This window comes from Pulveribacter suum, assembly GCF_003013695.1.
Classification (GTDB): domain Bacteria; phylum Pseudomonadota; class Gammaproteobacteria; order Burkholderiales; family Burkholderiaceae_C; genus Melaminivora; species Melaminivora suum.
Genome location: NZ_CP027792.1, coordinates 2,862,217 through 2,876,576, shown reverse-complemented (window position 1 = coordinate 2,876,576; position 14,360 = coordinate 2,862,217). Strand labels below are relative to the sequence as shown.

At 71.6% G+C, this 14,360-nt stretch carries 15 protein-coding genes and 1 riboswitch; of the genes, 11 read left to right on the top strand and 4 right to left on the bottom strand.

The window, feature by feature from the left end; genetic code table 11:
* Nucleotides 1-128 precede the first annotated feature (128 nt).
* The 3 genes from yedE to C7H73_RS13100 are packed head-to-tail and all read left to right on the top strand — an operon-like array spanning nucleotide 129 to nucleotide 2,017.
* Nucleotides 129-1,355, top strand: a complete 1,227-nt coding sequence (gene yedE / locus C7H73_RS13110) for a selenium metabolism membrane protein YedE/FdhT (protein ID WP_106847055.1) — start codon at nucleotides 129-131, stop codon at nucleotides 1,353-1,355.
* 31 nt (nucleotides 1,356-1,386) lie between these two features.
* The gene (gene yedF, locus C7H73_RS13105; protein WP_106847054.1) at nucleotides 1,387-1,638 is read left to right on the top strand and encodes a sulfurtransferase-like selenium metabolism protein YedF; all 252 of its coding nucleotides are present in this window, start codon (nucleotides 1,387-1,389) and stop codon (nucleotides 1,636-1,638) included.
* Nucleotides 1,639-1,654: 16 nt separating this feature from the next.
* Nucleotides 1,655-2,017, top strand: coding sequence for a DsrE/DsrF/TusD sulfur relay family protein (locus tag C7H73_RS13100; RefSeq protein ID WP_106847053.1), 363 nt, complete (start codon nucleotides 1,655-1,657; stop codon nucleotides 2,015-2,017).
* Between the two features lie 64 nt (nucleotides 2,018-2,081).
* Here C7H73_RS13100 and C7H73_RS13095 read toward each other — a convergent pair whose 3' ends face one another.
* Both C7H73_RS13095 and C7H73_RS13090 read right to left on the bottom strand, forming a co-directional pair.
* Nucleotides 2,082-2,540 (bottom strand): RidA family protein, encoded by a 459-nt coding sequence (locus C7H73_RS13095; protein WP_106847052.1) that lies wholly within the window; start codon nucleotides 2,538-2,540, stop codon nucleotides 2,082-2,084.
* Nucleotides 2,541-2,630: 90 nt separating this feature from the next.
* Complete coding sequence (locus C7H73_RS13090; protein ID WP_106847051.1) at nucleotides 2,631-2,990, bottom strand: 5-carboxymethyl-2-hydroxymuconate Delta-isomerase; 360 nt, start codon at nucleotides 2,988-2,990, stop codon at nucleotides 2,631-2,633.
* Between the two features lie 276 nt (nucleotides 2,991-3,266).
* Between C7H73_RS13090 and C7H73_RS13085 the strand changes: the two genes are divergently transcribed.
* The 7 genes from C7H73_RS13085 (at nucleotide 3,267) to C7H73_RS13055 (ending at nucleotide 12,657) form a co-directional block, all read left to right on the top strand.
* The gene (locus tag C7H73_RS13085; RefSeq protein ID WP_106847050.1) at nucleotides 3,267-5,576 is read left to right on the top strand and encodes a glycosyltransferase family 2 protein; all 2,310 of its coding nucleotides are present in this window, start codon (nucleotides 3,267-3,269) and stop codon (nucleotides 5,574-5,576) included.
* Nucleotides 5,549-6,265 carry a cellulose biosynthesis protein BcsS gene (gene bcsS / locus C7H73_RS13080; protein ID WP_106847049.1) on the top strand — a complete coding sequence of 239 codons (717 nt, stop codon included), beginning with the start codon at nucleotides 5,549-5,551 and terminating at the stop codon, nucleotides 6,263-6,265. The genes C7H73_RS13085 and bcsS overlap by 28 nt, the downstream gene beginning before the upstream one ends.
* A gap of 31 nt (nucleotides 6,266-6,296) precedes the next feature.
* Nucleotides 6,297-6,608: riboswitch (cobalamin riboswitch) on the top strand.
* A gap of 165 nt (nucleotides 6,609-6,773) precedes the next feature.
* The gene (locus C7H73_RS13075) at nucleotides 6,774-8,930 is read left to right on the top strand and encodes a TonB-dependent receptor (RefSeq protein ID WP_106847048.1); all 2,157 of its coding nucleotides are present in this window, start codon (nucleotides 6,774-6,776) and stop codon (nucleotides 8,928-8,930) included.
* A gap of 20 nt (nucleotides 8,931-8,950) precedes the next feature.
* Nucleotides 8,951-9,985, top strand: a complete 1,035-nt coding sequence (locus C7H73_RS13070; protein ID WP_106847047.1) for an ABC transporter substrate-binding protein — start codon at nucleotides 8,951-8,953, stop codon at nucleotides 9,983-9,985.
* The gene (locus C7H73_RS13065) at nucleotides 9,982-11,085 is read left to right on the top strand and encodes a FecCD family ABC transporter permease (RefSeq protein WP_106847046.1); all 1,104 of its coding nucleotides are present in this window, start codon (nucleotides 9,982-9,984) and stop codon (nucleotides 11,083-11,085) included. The genes C7H73_RS13070 and C7H73_RS13065 overlap by 4 nt, the downstream gene beginning before the upstream one ends.
* Entirely contained in the window at nucleotides 11,082-11,867 is a 786-nt protein-coding gene (locus C7H73_RS13060) for an ABC transporter ATP-binding protein (RefSeq protein WP_106847045.1), read from the top strand. Before C7H73_RS13065 ends, C7H73_RS13060 begins: the two co-directional genes overlap by 4 nt.
* On the top strand, nucleotides 11,854-12,657 hold the full coding sequence (locus C7H73_RS13055) for a (2Fe-2S) ferredoxin domain-containing protein (protein ID WP_106847044.1): 804 nt from the start codon (nucleotides 11,854-11,856) through the stop codon (nucleotides 12,655-12,657). Before C7H73_RS13060 ends, C7H73_RS13055 begins: the two co-directional genes overlap by 14 nt.
* On the opposite strand, the gene C7H73_RS13050 is transcribed toward C7H73_RS13055, so the two are convergent.
* Entirely contained in the window at nucleotides 12,642-13,463 is an 822-nt protein-coding gene (locus tag C7H73_RS13050; RefSeq protein ID WP_106847043.1) for a segregation and condensation protein A, read from the bottom strand. The genes C7H73_RS13055 and C7H73_RS13050 overlap by 16 nt on opposite strands.
* Nucleotides 13,464-13,560: 97 nt before the next feature.
* Nucleotides 13,561-13,764, bottom strand: coding sequence for a DUF3460 family protein (locus C7H73_RS13045; RefSeq protein WP_106847042.1), 204 nt, complete (start codon nucleotides 13,762-13,764; stop codon nucleotides 13,561-13,563).
* A gap of 96 nt (nucleotides 13,765-13,860) precedes the next feature.
* Here C7H73_RS13045 and bamE point away from each other — a divergent pair, with 96 nt between their 5' ends.
* On the top strand, nucleotides 13,861-14,358 hold the full coding sequence (gene bamE, locus C7H73_RS13040; RefSeq protein WP_106847041.1) for an outer membrane protein assembly factor BamE domain-containing protein: 498 nt from the start codon (nucleotides 13,861-13,863) through the stop codon (nucleotides 14,356-14,358).
* Nucleotides 14,359-14,360: the final 2 nt, after the last annotated feature.

Sequence of the window (14,360 nt, the reverse complement as noted above, 5' to 3'; positions counted from 1 at the left end):
CCGTACCCGCGCTGCCAGGCGGGACAGGGCGGCAAGAGCACAATCCGCGCCTTTGGCCGGCGGCCGCGCGCCCGGCCGCCTTCGCTCGCACGTGCTGCGGCAACGCGTTGCCTTTCCGACTTCTACCCATGCAAACCTGGCAGGACTTTCGCCACCAGTACCTGGTGCGCTTTTGGTCGCCCGTGCCCGCCGTCATCGCAGCTGGCGTGCTCTCGGCGTACTACTTCGGCATCACCGGCACCTTCTGGGCCGTCACGGGTGAGTTCACCCGCTGGGGCGGGCACGTGCTGCAGCTCTTCGGCGTGGACCTGTCCGGCTGGGGCTACTTCCAGCTCATCGGCATGCAGGGCACGCCGCTCACGCGCATCGACGGGGTAATGATCATCGGCATGTTCGCCGGCTGCCTGTCGGCGGCGCTGTGGGCCAACAACGTCAAGCTGCGCATGCCCCAGCACCGCATCCGCGTGGCCCAGGCCCTGGTGGGCGGCGTCATCGCGGGCTTTGGCGCGCGCCTGGCCATGGGCTGCAACCTGGCGGCGTTCTTCACCGGCATTCCGCAGTTCTCGCTGCATGCCTGGTTCTTTGCGATCGCCACGGCCATCGGCTCGCTGGCCGGGGCCAGGGTCAGCATGTGGCCCGTGTTCCGCATCCCCGTGCGGCTGGAGCGGGTGAGCGCGCAGCGCCCGCTGGTGCAGCGCGAGCAGCAGGCGAGACGGCGCTTTCGCGCGGGCATGCTGCTGTTCGCCGCCTTCGTGCTGTGGGCCGTGGCGCTGGTGCTGGACCGCCCGAAGCTGGGCTTTGCCGCGCTGTTCGGGCTGGCCTTTGGCCTGATCATCGAGCGCGCGCAGGTGTGCTTCACCTCGGCGTTCCGCGACCTGTGGCTCACGGGCCGCACGCAGATGGCCAAGGCCATCATCATCGGCATGGCGGTGAGCGCCATCGGCGTCTATGGCTACGCCCAGCTGGGGCTCCCTCAGAAAATCTTCTGGGCCGGGCCCAACGCCGTGATCGGCGGGCTGCTGTTCGGCTTCGGCATCGTGCTGGCCGGCGGCTGCGAGACGGGCTGGATGTACCGCGCCGTCGAAGGCCAGGTGCACTTTTGGTGGGTGGGCCTGGGCAACGTGCTCGGCTCCACGCTGCTGGCCCTGGTCTGGGACGACCTGGCGCCGGCCATCGCCGTGAACTACGACAAGGTCAACCTGCTCAAGACCTTCGGCCCGCAGGGCGGCCTGCTGGTGACCTATGTGCTGCTGGCCGTGGCGCTGGCGCTGGTGCTGCTGTGGGAGCGGCACTTCTTCAACAAGCGCCGGGGCAGCCTGCAGCCCGCCGCGCCCGCCCTGCGCACCGCCGCCTGAGGCACGCGCAACCGTTTTTTAAGGAGCTGCCATGCCTGCCACCCCCGCCACCGAAACCTGGGTGCCCAACTACCGCCTGGACATGATGGGCGAGCCCTGTCCGTACCCGGCCGTCGCGACGCTGGAGGCCATGCCGCAGCTGGCGCCCGGCGAGATCCTGGAGGTCATCTCCGACTGCCCGCAGTCCATCAACAACATCCCGCTGGATGCGAAGAACCACGGCTACGAGGTGCTGGCCATCGAGCAGGACGGGCCGACCATCCGCTACCTGATCCGCCGCTGAGGAACGGAGCGCCCACATGCCGGGACCACAGCACATCGTCGTCATCATCCACGCCGCCGCCTACGGCAGCGAGCGCTGCCTGTCGGGCCTGCGCGTGGCCAATACGCTGGCCGCGCGTGATGACGTGGCCAGCCTGCGCGTCTTCCTGATGTCCGACGCCACCGTGGCCGCGCTGCCGCACCAGCGCGATGGCGCGGGCCAGGGCCTGCAGACGCTGGTGCAGGAGCTCGTGCAGGCCGGCGCCAGCGTGCTTTTGTGCCGCACCTGCGCGCTGGCGCGCGGCCTGGCCGAGCTGCCCTTGATCGAGGGCGTGGCCATCGGCACGCTGCCCGAACTGGGCGACTGGATCGCCGCGGCCGACAAGGTCATCACCTTCTGAGCGCAGCACCCGCAAAAAAGCAAAGGGGCCGATGGCCCCTTTTTTTCTTGGCTGCTGAAGCCGCTCAGCCGAGCTCGGCGATCAGCTCGATCTCCACGCAGGCGCCCATGGGGATCTGCGCCACGCCGAAGGCGCTGCGCGCGTGCTTGCCGCCGTCGCCGAACACCTGGCCCATCAGCTCGCTGGCGCCGTTGGTCACCAGGTGCTGCTCGGTGAAGTCGCCCGTGGAGTTGACCAGGCTCATCAGCTTGACGATGCGCTTGATGCGGTTCAGGTTGCCATCGGTGGCTGCATGCAGCGTGCCCAGCAGGTCGATGGCCACGGCGCGCGCCGCCTGCTGGCCTTCCTCGGTCGAGATGTCGCGGCCGAACTGCGCCACCCAGGGCTTGCCGTCCCGGCGCGCGATGTGCCCGCTCAGGAACAGCAGGTTGCCCGTCTGCACGTACGGCACATAGGCCGCTGCCGGCACAGACACCGGGGGCAGGGTGATGCTCAGTTCTTTCAGCTTGTCGTAAACGCTCATGGCGATCCTCAGGTCAAGGAAGGGGTAGAGGGAAAAAGCGAAGCCCGGCAGGGTAGTGCCGGGCCGGGCAGCAGTGTTGCACAGCTGCGCTCAGAGGCGTTCCTTGACGTAGGAGGGCCGATCCATGTCCACCACGTCCACGCTCAGCTGCACCATCAGCCCGGCGGGGCGGGGGGTGAGGCGGCGCAGCACGGCGGCCACGCGCTCGGCCAAGTCGGCCTTGGCCTGGGGCGTGCGGCCGGCCAGCAGGCGCAGCTCGGCGTGCACGAAGGCGCGGTTGGCAGGGGCGGTGCCGATCTCGAAGGCGCTGGTGTGCACGAAACGCGTCTTGAGGTCGGCCTCGTCCTTGACTTCTGGGCTGGCGCAGACGGCGGCGTTCAGCGCGGCCAGCGCTTCGGCCTCGGGATAGCCCGCGAGGTTGGCGCTGTATTCGACGATCAGGTGGGGCATGGCGCGGAAAAAGAGAGATGGAAAAGCCCTGTTTGTATCAGCCTGGCCGTCGCATTAACGTATGGATGCACTTGTCGCATCTGTACATAGGGGCATGGTAGGTAGGCCGGCTGCCATCTTGGCTGCGGGCAGGCAATCGTCGCACCGATGCCTGGGGAGCCCATTTTTGGGGATTGGCGCTCGGCGCCGGGCGCGAAGAATCGGTGGCACCGTAGTAGCTGGATACGAAATCAGCAGGCGTGCAACGCCTTCGCCTGACCACCGTGGAGCCTCGCCATGACCGAACACCCGCCCCCGCCGCAACACTATTGCGCCGACCCCCGCCGAGGCGGCAACTTCGAGCGCTGCAGCCCGCTGTGCGCGCTGCTGGCGGTGCTGTTCCTGCTGGTGGCCACGGGCTACCTGGTCTGGCGCGCCACCACCTTCAACCAGGAGCACCCGGTCTTTTCCTGGCTGGTGTATGCGGCCGAGGTCTATGGCGTGCTGGTGGCGGCGGTACACATCTTCGTCATGTGGCGGCTGACGCAGCGCGAAGCGCCCGAGCCGGAGGCAGGCCGCACGGTGGACGTGTTCGTCACCTGCTTCAACGAGCCGGTCAGCATGCTGCGGCGCACCCTGCTGTTGGCGCGCGACATGGACTATCCGCACGAGACCTGGCTGCTGGACGACGGCAACCGCAGCGAGATGCGCGAGCTGGCCAGCAGCCTGGGCGTGTGGTACCTGTGCCGCACCAGCAACGAGCACGCCAAGGCCGGCAACCTGAACCACGCCCTGGCCCGCACGGGCGGCGAGCTGATCGCCCTGTTCGACGCCGACCACGCGCCCGGGCGCGACTTCCTCGTGCGCACGCTGGGCTACTTTCGCGACCCGGCCGTGGCCTTCGTGCAGACGCCCCAGGAGTTCTTCAACCTCGACTCCTTCCAGCACCGCCTGCGCCGGCGCTCGCGCCGGCTGTGGACGGAGCAGTCGCTGTTCTTCAAGGTCATCCAGCGCGGCAAGGACTACTGGAACTCGGCGTTTTTCTGCGGCACCTGCGCCGTGGTGCGGCGCAGCGCCCTGCAGGACATCGGCGGCTTTGCCACCGGCACCGTGACGGAAGACCTGCACACCTCGCTGCGCCTGCACAAGGCCGGCTACCGATCGGTCTATCACGCCCAGGCGCTGGCGTTCGGCATCGCGCCGGCGCAGGTCTCGCCCTTCCTGGCGCAGCGCGTACGCTGGGGCCAAGGCGCCATGCAGGTGCTGCGCCAGGAGGACGTGCTGTTCACCCCGCGCCTGAGCGCGGCGCAGAAGCTGAACTACCTGGCCTCCATGACCACCTATTTCGACGGCTGGCAAAAGGGCCTGTTCTGGCTGGCGCCGGCCATCGTGCTGCTGACCGGCTGGTTGCCGATCGACGCCAGCGGCTGGGTCTTCCTGTGCTGGTTCGTGCCCTACTTCGTGCTGAGCATCTGCGTCTTCGAGGAGCTGAGCCGCGGCTACGGCAGCTGGCTGTATGCCGAGCAGTACAACTTCGCGCGGTTTGCCGCGTTCATCCGGGCCACGCTGGGGCTGGTGCTGGGCCCGAGCCGCTTCACGGTGACTGACAAGTCCTTCTCGCAGCGCCACCAGGTGCTGCTGCAGGTGCTGCCGCAGGCACTGCTGCTGGCCTTCAACGTGCTGGCCATCGCCTGGGCGCTGTACCGCACCAGCCGCGAGGGGCCCTACCTGCCGCCCTATGCGCTGTACTTCAACCTGGCCTGGGTGGGTGCCAACCTGCTGTGCGGCTGGCAGCTGACGCGCCACTTCCTCAGCACCGAGGCGCACCACCACCGCCGCGAATACCGCTTTGACATGCCGCTGCCCCTGGTGCTGCTGCCCGAGGCGGGTGCGGCGCCGGCGCAGTCCGCGCAGGCCGGGGCCGCCCTGGCCATCGAGAACGTCTCGCCCGACGGCTGCCGCGTGGTCGGCATGCTGCCGCCGGCGCTGGTGCAGGGCCGCAGGGTGCGCGCGGCGGTCATGCTGCCCAGCGGGCTGCTGCCGGTGCGGCTGGTGCCGGTCTCGCGCGCCCAGGCCGATGAAGGCGCCGGGCCGGACGCCGGCAGCGCCGTGCGCTGCCGCTTCGAGTGGCCGGATGCGCTCGCGCGCAACCAGATGGAGCGCATGCTCTACGGCAACGACCTGCAGTGGCAGCTGCAGGAGCTCAACGAACGCGGCACCACGCCCAGCGACTGGCTGGGCGGGCGCTTCCTGGCGCGCGACCACGGCCAGCGCACGCACTGGGGCATCTGCGAGGTGCAGGTAGGCGCGGCGCAAGGCGGCCATGCGCTGCTGGGCCTGCTGCCACTGCAGCAGCAGGCCGCGGCGCCAGAGCGCGTCCTTTTGTTCGAGCCTGTCCAGGAGGGCGCCAGCCTGCGGCTGTCGCTGCGCACGCCCACCGGCTGGCGCCGCATCGGGGCGCAGGCCGGCCGCGTGGTGCCGCTGCGCTCCACGGCCGGCACCTTCTACGCTTGCGCGCTGGTCAGGGTGCGCCAGGTCGTGCCCGCGAGCGCATCCGCACCCAGCCAGCAGGAGCCGCCATGCCCGCCCGCCATCCTTACCGCGTGAACCTGGCGCTGCCGCTGGGGCTGTGCCTGGCCGCCGCCGCCGCGCTGCCGCTGCCGGCGCTGGCAGACGGCCTGTGGCTGTCCGGGGCCGAGGCCTCGCGCGGCGCCAGCTACCTGTACGTGGGGCGCATCGCCTCGCTGGAGCACGAGCAGCTGCAGAACGGCTGGGCCACGCGGCTGTGGCTGGACCGCGCCAGCTACACCTACTGGGCCAGCGGCCAGCGCTACCGCGGCCGCAGCGTGGGGCTGGAGGCGGGCGTGGGCTACCTGTTCGGCCAGGCGCCATTCACCGGCTCGGTTTTTCTCAACCTGATGGCGCGCGACACGCACCTGTCGCCCTCCGACCCGGGCAGCGCCGTCAGCGGCTTTCACCTGCGGCCCAAGGTCAGCAGCGACCTGAACTGGCAGTTCAGCCCCGAGTGGGGTGCCAACGCCGGTATGAGCTACACCCCGCTGGGCAACGCCTGGTGGGCGCGCGCGCGGCTGCTGCATGGGTCGCAAGGGGGCCTGCAGTGGGGGCTGGAGCATGCGCGCCACGGCGACGATTCCTACCGCGCGCGCCAGACTGGCGTGGTGCTGACCGGCGTGCCGGCCGGCCCGGCGCGCTGGGCCTTCAAGGCCGGCGTGCGCCAGATGCGCGGCGAGAGCAGCTCGCCCTACGTGGGCGTGGACCTGAGCTGGACGTTCTAGCCGCCCCGCCTGCGCCGGGCCTGCCTGTACACTCGCCAGCCTTGCAACAGGTGCCTGGCAGTTCATGCCGGGTTCAACGGGAACAGGGTGCAAAGCCCTGGCTGCCCCCGCAACGGTAAGCAGAGAAAAACCGCTTCACTTCAGATCCCATGCGTTCACCGGCCCGCAGGCCGGCGCAGCGCTTGCGGATCGGCCACTGGCGTCCTACGTGGCCTGCACAGCAGCAGGTGCGCGGCGGCGCCGGGAAGGCGAAGCGGACGGCCGCGGCGCGCCTGCCCTTCACACCGGCGCACGCCACCGGCCACCTGCCAGCCCGGATACCGGCCTGTTGGGCGCCGTGCCGCCTCGTTCTGGCCTGCCAGACGGAGGCGCACGGCTTGCGCAACGACCGGCTGCGGGGTGCAGTGATGGCGGCGCTTTCGCGCGCGGCTGCCCAGCCAGAAGGGGGCAGCAGGCCGAAAGGGCGGCCCATCGCTCAGGCAGGCGGTCCGCTTTTCGTGTGATTGCCATGAACCGCCTCCTGCCCGCCCGCGCCCGCCACGGCCGCGCCGCGCTCTCCCCCATCGCCACGGCCGCCTGCCTGGCCGGCCTGCTGGCTCCTGCCGCCGCCGGTGCACAGACGGCCGAGCCGCCGGCGCTGCCCGCCGTCACCAGCACCGCCGCGCCGCACGGCGGCCTGGGTCTGCGCCAGCCCTCCCTGTCGGGCAGCCGTACCGGCCTTGCCACCGAGGAGCTGCCCGCCAGCCTGGACGTGGTGGACAGCGAAACCTGGCAGCAGCGCGGCGACACGCGCATGGCCGACATCGTGGGGCGCACCGTGGGCATGACGCCGCTGTCCGCCTCGGGCTACAGCAGCCTGTCGTTTTCCGCGCGCGGCTTCACCGGCACCAACTCGGTGGGCATTGCCGAAGACGGCGTGCGCCTGTCGGTGGCCTCCAGCACCACGCCGTACCCGGCCGACGGCTGGGGCTATGAGCGCGTGGAGGTGCTGCGCGGGCCGGCCTCCATCCTGTATGGCTCCGGCACCGTGGGCGGCACGGTGAACGTGGTGCGCAAGCAGCCCAGCCGCGAGGTGGTGCGCGAGGCGCTGGTCGGCGCCGGCTCGCACGGCAGCGCGCGCCTGGGGCTGGGCGCCGCCGGCCCCTTGGGCGAGACGCTCAGCTACCGCCTGGACGCCTACGGCCACACCACCAGCGGCGAGCGCGACCTGGGCCGCGCCAGCGGCGGCAAGCTGATGAGCACGCTGCGCTGGCAGCCCGAAGCCCGCGTGCGCCTGGAGCTGCTGGCCGACGTGAGCGACCAAAAGCCCGAGCGCTACTTCGGCACCCCCGCCCTGGACGGGGCCATCGTGCCCGAGCTGCGCCGCAGCAACTTCAACAGCGACGACAGCACCATCACCATCCGCGACAAGCGCGTGCGCGCGCGCGCCAGCTGGCAGGTCAGCGACCAGCTCACGCTGCGTGATGAGGCCTACCACTTCAGCGCCGACCGGCATTGGAAGAACATCGAGGCCTACCGCTACGAGCCGGCCAGCCAGAGCGTCACTCGTTCGGACTACCTGGAGATCGGCCACGACCTGCGCCAAAGCGGCAACCGGCTGGAGGCCGCGCTGGCCGCCGGCGCCCACAGCCTGGTGCTGGGCTGGGAGGCCTCGCGCGCCCGCTTCTCCCACGACAGCAACACCCCCTACCGGCCCGACCCGGCGGGCACGGACACGGTGGTCTCCGCCTTCGATCCGCAGCGCGGCCAGTGGGCCAGCCTGGATGCGACGCTCACGCGCTACAGCACCGAGGCCACCACGCACGACCTGTACGTCGAAGACGCCTGGAGGCTGGGCGAGCGTTTCACGCTGCTGGCCGGCCTGCGCCGCGACGTGACCGACATGCAGCGGCGCGAGCGGGTCAGCGGCACGCCGTTCGACAAGACCCTGGCCGGCACGGCCTGGCGCCTGGGCGCGACCTGGAAGCTGGGCTCGGGCACCCACGTCTATGCCCAGGCCTCGCAGGGGCACGACCCGGTGACCAACATCCTGACGCTGAACCTGGCCAACCGCGACTTCCAGCTGACCCGCGCGCGCCAGGCCGAAGTCGGCATCAAGCAGACCTTGGCCCAAGGCCTGGGCGAGTGGACGGCGGCGCTGTACCGCATCGAGAAGAAGGACATCATCACCCGCGACCCGGCCGTGCCCTCGCTGTCGGTGCAGGGCGGCAGGCAGCACTCGCAGGGGCTGGAGTGGTCGGCCGTGCTGCGCCCGCACGCCCAGTGGCGGGTGGAGGCCAACTACGCCTACACCGACGCGCGCTTTGGCGAACTGATCGAGGCCGGCGGCGCCGACCGCAGCGGCAACCGCCCGTCCAACGTGCCGCGCCACAGCGCCAACCTGTGGGGGCACTACAACGCCGCCAGCGGCGCGGGCGCCTGGCAGGCGTCGCTGGGCGTGCGGGCGGTGGGCGAGCGCTTTGCCGACAACGCCAACCTGTTTCGCACCGGCGGCTACGCCGTGTGGGACGCCGCGCTGGCCTGGCAGCCGCGCGCCGGCACCACGCTGCGCCTGACGCTGCGCAACCTGGCCGATCGGCTCTACACCTACTCGGCCGTCTCGGGCACGCAGGCCCTGCTGGGCGACGGGCGGCGCGTCGATCTGTCGGCGCAGTTCCTGTTTTGATAGCTGCTGGCGCTTGCTGCATGCGGGCTGGAGCCGTTTTTGACCATAAACGCCGCGCCGGCCTTGCCGGGCTGGCGCTGGTGGCCGTCTGCGCCCTGGCCGCCTGCTCGCGCGGGGCCGACGCGCCGCTGCCCGCGGCCAGCGCTGCCGCCGCCGCCAGCGCGCCCGTGACGGCCAGCGTCTGCGGCCAGGCCGTGGCCTACCCGCACGCGCCCCAGCGCGCCGTGGCGCACGGCATCAACATCGTCGAGATGGTGCTGGCGCTGGGCCTGGAAGGCCGCCTGGCCGGCTACGGCGGGGTGCGCGACACCGCGCGGCTGCCGCCGGCCATGCAGGCGCAGCTGGCGGGCGTGCCCGACCTGTCCAGCCAGGGCATGAACCTGGAGACCCTGCTGGGCGCGCAGGCCGACTTCGTCTTCAGCGGCTGGAGCTACGGCTTTCGCGCCGGCCAGGTCACGCCCGATGCGCTGGCCGAATTCGGCATCGCCAGCTACGTGCTGACCGAGTCGTGCATCCGCCAGGGCCCGCGCGAGCGCGTGTCGCTGCACGACACCTTTGCCGACCTGCTGGCCCTGGGGCGCATCTTCCGCGTCGAGGCCCGCGCCCAGGCGCTGGTGGACGCGCAGGCCGCGCAGCTGCACGCCCTGCGCCAGCAGCTGCAGAGCGTAGCGCCGCGCCCGCTGGTGTTCCTGTTCGACAGCGGCACCGACGTGCCCGTCACCGCCGGGCGCTACGCCATGCCGCACGCCATGATCGAAGCCGCCGGCGGGCGCAACCTGTTTGGCGACATCCCCAGCAGCTGGACGCGCGGCAACTGGGAGGACGTGATCGCGCGCGACCCGGACTGGATCGTCATCGTGGACAACGACCGGCCCGCGGCGGACGGCAAGCGCCAGTTCCTGCTGGCCCAGCCGCAGCTGGCGCACCTGAAGGCGGTGCGCGGGCGGCGCTTCGTGCTGCTGGACTTTGCCGAGGCCACGCCCGGCCCGCGCAACGTGGCCGCCACGCTGCGCATCGCACGCGCCCTGCACCCCGAGCGGGTGCCCGCGCCATGAGCAGCGCGGCCGCCATCGTGCAGGCCTTTGCCCGCCAGCGCCGCCACCTGGCCTGGTGGCTGGCGGCGCTGGGCCTGCTGCTGGCGCTGTCGCTCACCCTGGCCATCGCGCTGGGGCCGGTGCGCATCGCACCCATGCAGGTCTGGCACATCACGCTGCACGAGCTGGGCCAGCGCCTGGCGCTGGCGCTGCCCGCCGGCGACTGGAGCGTGTCGCAGCAGCAGATCGTCTGGCGCGTGCGCCTGCCGCGCGTGCTGCTGGCGGCGCTGGCCGGCAGCGGCCTGGCGCTGGTGGGCGTGGCCATGCAGGCCATGGTGCGCAACCCGCTGGCCGACCCGTACCTGCTGGGCGTGTCTTCCGGTGCGTCGGTGGGCGCGGTGGCCGTGCTGGCCTATGGGCCGCCGGTTTTTCTGAGCACGGTTTTGGGCACGCTGGCGCTGCCGCTGGGCGCCTTTGGCGGGGCGCTGGCGGCCTGCGTGGCCGTCTATGGCCTGGCGCATGCGGGCGGGCGGCTGTCGCCGGCGCGGCTGATCCTGGGCGGCGTGGCCATCGCCTACTGCCTGGGCGGGCTGACCAGCCTGATGGTGCTGACGTCGGACCAGCGCGACCTGGCCAACTCGGTGCTGACCTGGACCATGGGCAGCCTGGCCGGCACGCGCTGGGACGAGCTGGGCCTGCCCGCCGCCCTGGTGGCCGCCGGCATGGCGCTGCTGCTGGCGCAGGCGCGCGCGCTCAACGCCCTGCTGGGCGGCGAGGACACGGCCGCCACCCTGGGCGTGGACACCACGCGCACGCGCCGCGGGCTGTTCGTGCTGGTTTCGCTGGTCACCGGCACGCTGGTGGCGCTGGCGGGGCCGATCGGCTTCGTCGGCCTGGTGGTGCCGCACATCACGCGCATGCTGGTGGGCAGCGAGCACCGGCGCGTGCTGCCGGTGGCGGCGCTGGTGGGCGCCATCTTCCTGGTCTGGGCGGACGCGCTGTCGCGCATCGCCTTTGCCCCGGCCGAGCTGCCGGTGGGCGTCATCACCTCGCTGGTGGGCGGGCCGTTCTTCGTCTGGATGCTGTGGCGGCGCCAGGCGCTGCAGGGGTTGGGCGCGTGAGCGCGCCGGCATTGCTGCAGGCGCAGGGCCTGTCCTGGCAGGCCGCGGCCGTGCACATCGTGCAGGACATCCACCTGCACGTGCGCGCCGGCGAGCTGGTCGGGCTGCTGGGGCCCAACGGCAGCGGCAAGTCCACGCTGCTGCGCATGATCTGGCGCACGCTGCGCCCCAGCGCCGGCCGGGTGCTGCGCGGCGGGCGGGACGTGTGGCAGGCCAGCGCCCGGGACAACGCCCGCCACATGGCCGTGCTGGCGCAGGAGGGCGCGCTTGAATTCGACCTTTGCGTGCGCGACGTGGTGCTGATGGGCCGCACGCCGCACCACAAGGCCTTTGCGCGCGACAGCGCCGAGGACTACGCCATCGCCGCCCAGGCGCTGGCGCAGGTGGACGCTGCCCACCTGGCCGGGCGGCGCCTGGCCACGCTGTCGGGCGGCGAGCGCCAGCGCGTGCTGATGGCGCGGGCGCTGGCGCAGCAGGCGCCGCTGCTCCTGCTGGACGAGCCCACCAATCACCTGGACGTGCGCCACCAGTTCGAGCTGATGAACCTGGTGCGCCGCCTGGGCCTGACCACGCTGGCCGCGCTGCACGAGCTGCAGCTGGCCGCCCACTACTGCGACCGCCTGTATCTGCTGCAGGGTGGGCGGCTGGCGGCCCAGGGCACGCCGGCCGAAGTGCTCACGCCCGGGCACATCGCCAGCGTCTATGGCGTGCGCGCGCTGGTCACGCCCAGCCGCCACACCGGCCGGCCCATGATCGAGTACCTGCCCGATGACATGCCCTGACACCCCCGCGCCGCTGCAGGCGCTCGTCGTGCTGGGGCGCGGCGGCTACGGCGGCGCCGTGCCTGCCGAGATGACGCGGCTGTGCGAGCGCCTGCGCCAGCTGCTGCCCCAGGCGCACGTGGCCCTGGCCTGGGTGGACCGCGCTAGCCCCGGCCTGCCCGAGGCGCTGGACGAGTGCCTGCGCGCCATGCCGCAGGCGCAGCACATCCTGGTGCAGCCGGCCTTCGCCCCGACCGATGCCGCGCTCTTGCGCTGGCTGGAAAAAGTCGCCCAGCGCTGGCGCCACCGGCAGGCGCAGCCCGACGCGCTGCCGCGCGTGGTGTTCGGCCCGGCCCTGGCCGAGCTGCCGCAACTGGCCGAGTTGCTGGCCGACCAGCTGGCGCAGGCGCCGGCGCTGCCCGACGTCGTGCAAAACCAGCCCGAGCATTGGCACAGTGACCCGCAGGCCTGGTCGGAGGTGCCCGCCTTCCAGCAGCACCTGCTGCTCTGCATGGGCCCGCGCTGCACGGCGCTGGGCGCGGCCAGCCTGTGGCACCACCTGCGCGCGCGGCTGCGCGGCCACCCGCAACTCAAGAGGACGGTCATGCCGCTGCACACCAGCTGCCAGTACCCGTGCAACCTGGGGCCGCTCATGATTTCCTACCCCGAGGGGTTGTGGTGGGGGCGGCTGGACGAAGCGGCCATCGACGCCATCGTGGGCGCGGGCCTGGTGCCCGAAGGCGCGGCGCGGGCGCACCTGGTGCACCGCCACGGCGCGGACGAGCCGCAGCAGCCTCAGACCGGCGTGTAGGCCAGGCGCACGTAGATCGGGGCGAAGGCCTCGGCCTGGGTGATCTCCACCAGCGTCTCCTTGGCCAGCTCCAGCAGAGCGATGAAGGTGACGACCAACACGGTGGCGCCGCGGGCAGGCTCGAACAGGTCTTCCAGCAGCACGAAGCGCCGGCCCTGCAGGGCCTTGAGCACGTGGCTCATGTATTCGCGCACCGACAGCTCCTCGCGCGTGATGCGGTGGTGCTGCACCAGCCGGGCGCGCCGCAGCACGGCCTGCAGGGCCTGCTGCAGCTCCTGCACGCTGACGTCGGGAAAGCGCGTCCGGCTGCCCTGCTCGATATGCACGCGCGCCGGCAGAAAGTCGCGCCCGTACTGGGGCAGGGCGCCCAGCTGGTGCGCGGCCAGCTTGATCTGCTCGTATTCGAGCAGGCGGCGCACCAGCTCGGCGCGCGGGTCCTCGGCCTCCTCCTGGCCCTCCTGGCGGCGCGCAGGCAGCAGCATGCGCGACTTGATCTCGATGAGCATGGCCGCCATCAACAGGTATTCGGCCGCCAGCTCCAGGTTGCGGCTGCGGATCTCGTCCACGTAGCCCAGGTACTGGCGCGTGACATCCAGCATCGGGATGTCCAGGATGTTGAAGTTTTGCTTGCGGATCAGGTACAGCAGCAGGTCCAGCGGGCCCTCGAAGGCCTCCAGGAAGACCTGCAGCGCATCGGGCGGGATGTACAAGTCCTGCGGCAGGGCGAACAGCGGCTCGCCGTACAGGCGCGCCAGCGCCACCGCGTCCACCTGGCCGGGCATCAGGCTGTCGGTGGGCTCGGCCATTCGTTTGCTATTGTTTCAGTAGCTGCCAGCGCAGGACTGGCGGGCGTTAGAGCCTGTTTTGGCAGTTGATATGGGCAGCGCCGGGGCGCGCCGCCGCTCAGCTGCGCGTCTGGTACACGTAGGGCTGCTGGGACACACCGGCGGCGCGGTACTCGTCCCAGACGCTGCGGTCCACCTGCTTGTCCCACAGCAGCGCGCGCCCGGCCTGCTGCTGGGCGTCCAGCTCGGGGCGGCTGGCCTTGAGCTTTTCGATGAACTGCGTGGTGTCGGATTGGTAGTCGGGACGGCGAAAGAAGGACATGGCAGGTACGGCAGATACGGCAGGGACGCCCGGGGAAGCTACATTCTCGGCAGCCGGGCATTCTATCGGGCCCGGCCCCCAAGCACCGATCACCGCATGAGCACACCACACTGGATCAAGTCCCTGGGCGCGGCAGCGCTGGCCCTGCTGGCGCTGGCCGGCTGCGACGACCAGCGCATCCGCGAGCTGGAGGAAGGCGTGTCCACCGAAAGCCAGGTGCGCGAGCGCTTCGGCGAGCCCGACCGCGTCTGGCCCGAAGACGGCGGCGCCCGCACGCTGGAATACAACCGCCAGCCGGCCGGGCGGCGCAACTACATGATCACCATCGGCACCGACGGGCGCATGAGCGCCCTGGTGCAGGTGCTGGCGCCGCACCACTTCGCCCGGGTGCGCCCCGGCATGCACGAAGACGAGGTGCGCCGCCTGCTGGGCCGCCCGGCCAAGCGCACCACCTACGACCTGAAGCAGCAGACCGAGTGGGACTGGTACTGGAGCGACGGGCCGGGCCGCGAGATGGTCTTCACCGTGGTCTTCGACGCCGCCGGCCAGGTGCTGCGCAGCGGCTCCAGCGAGCGGCTGCACGACGGGCCGTAGCG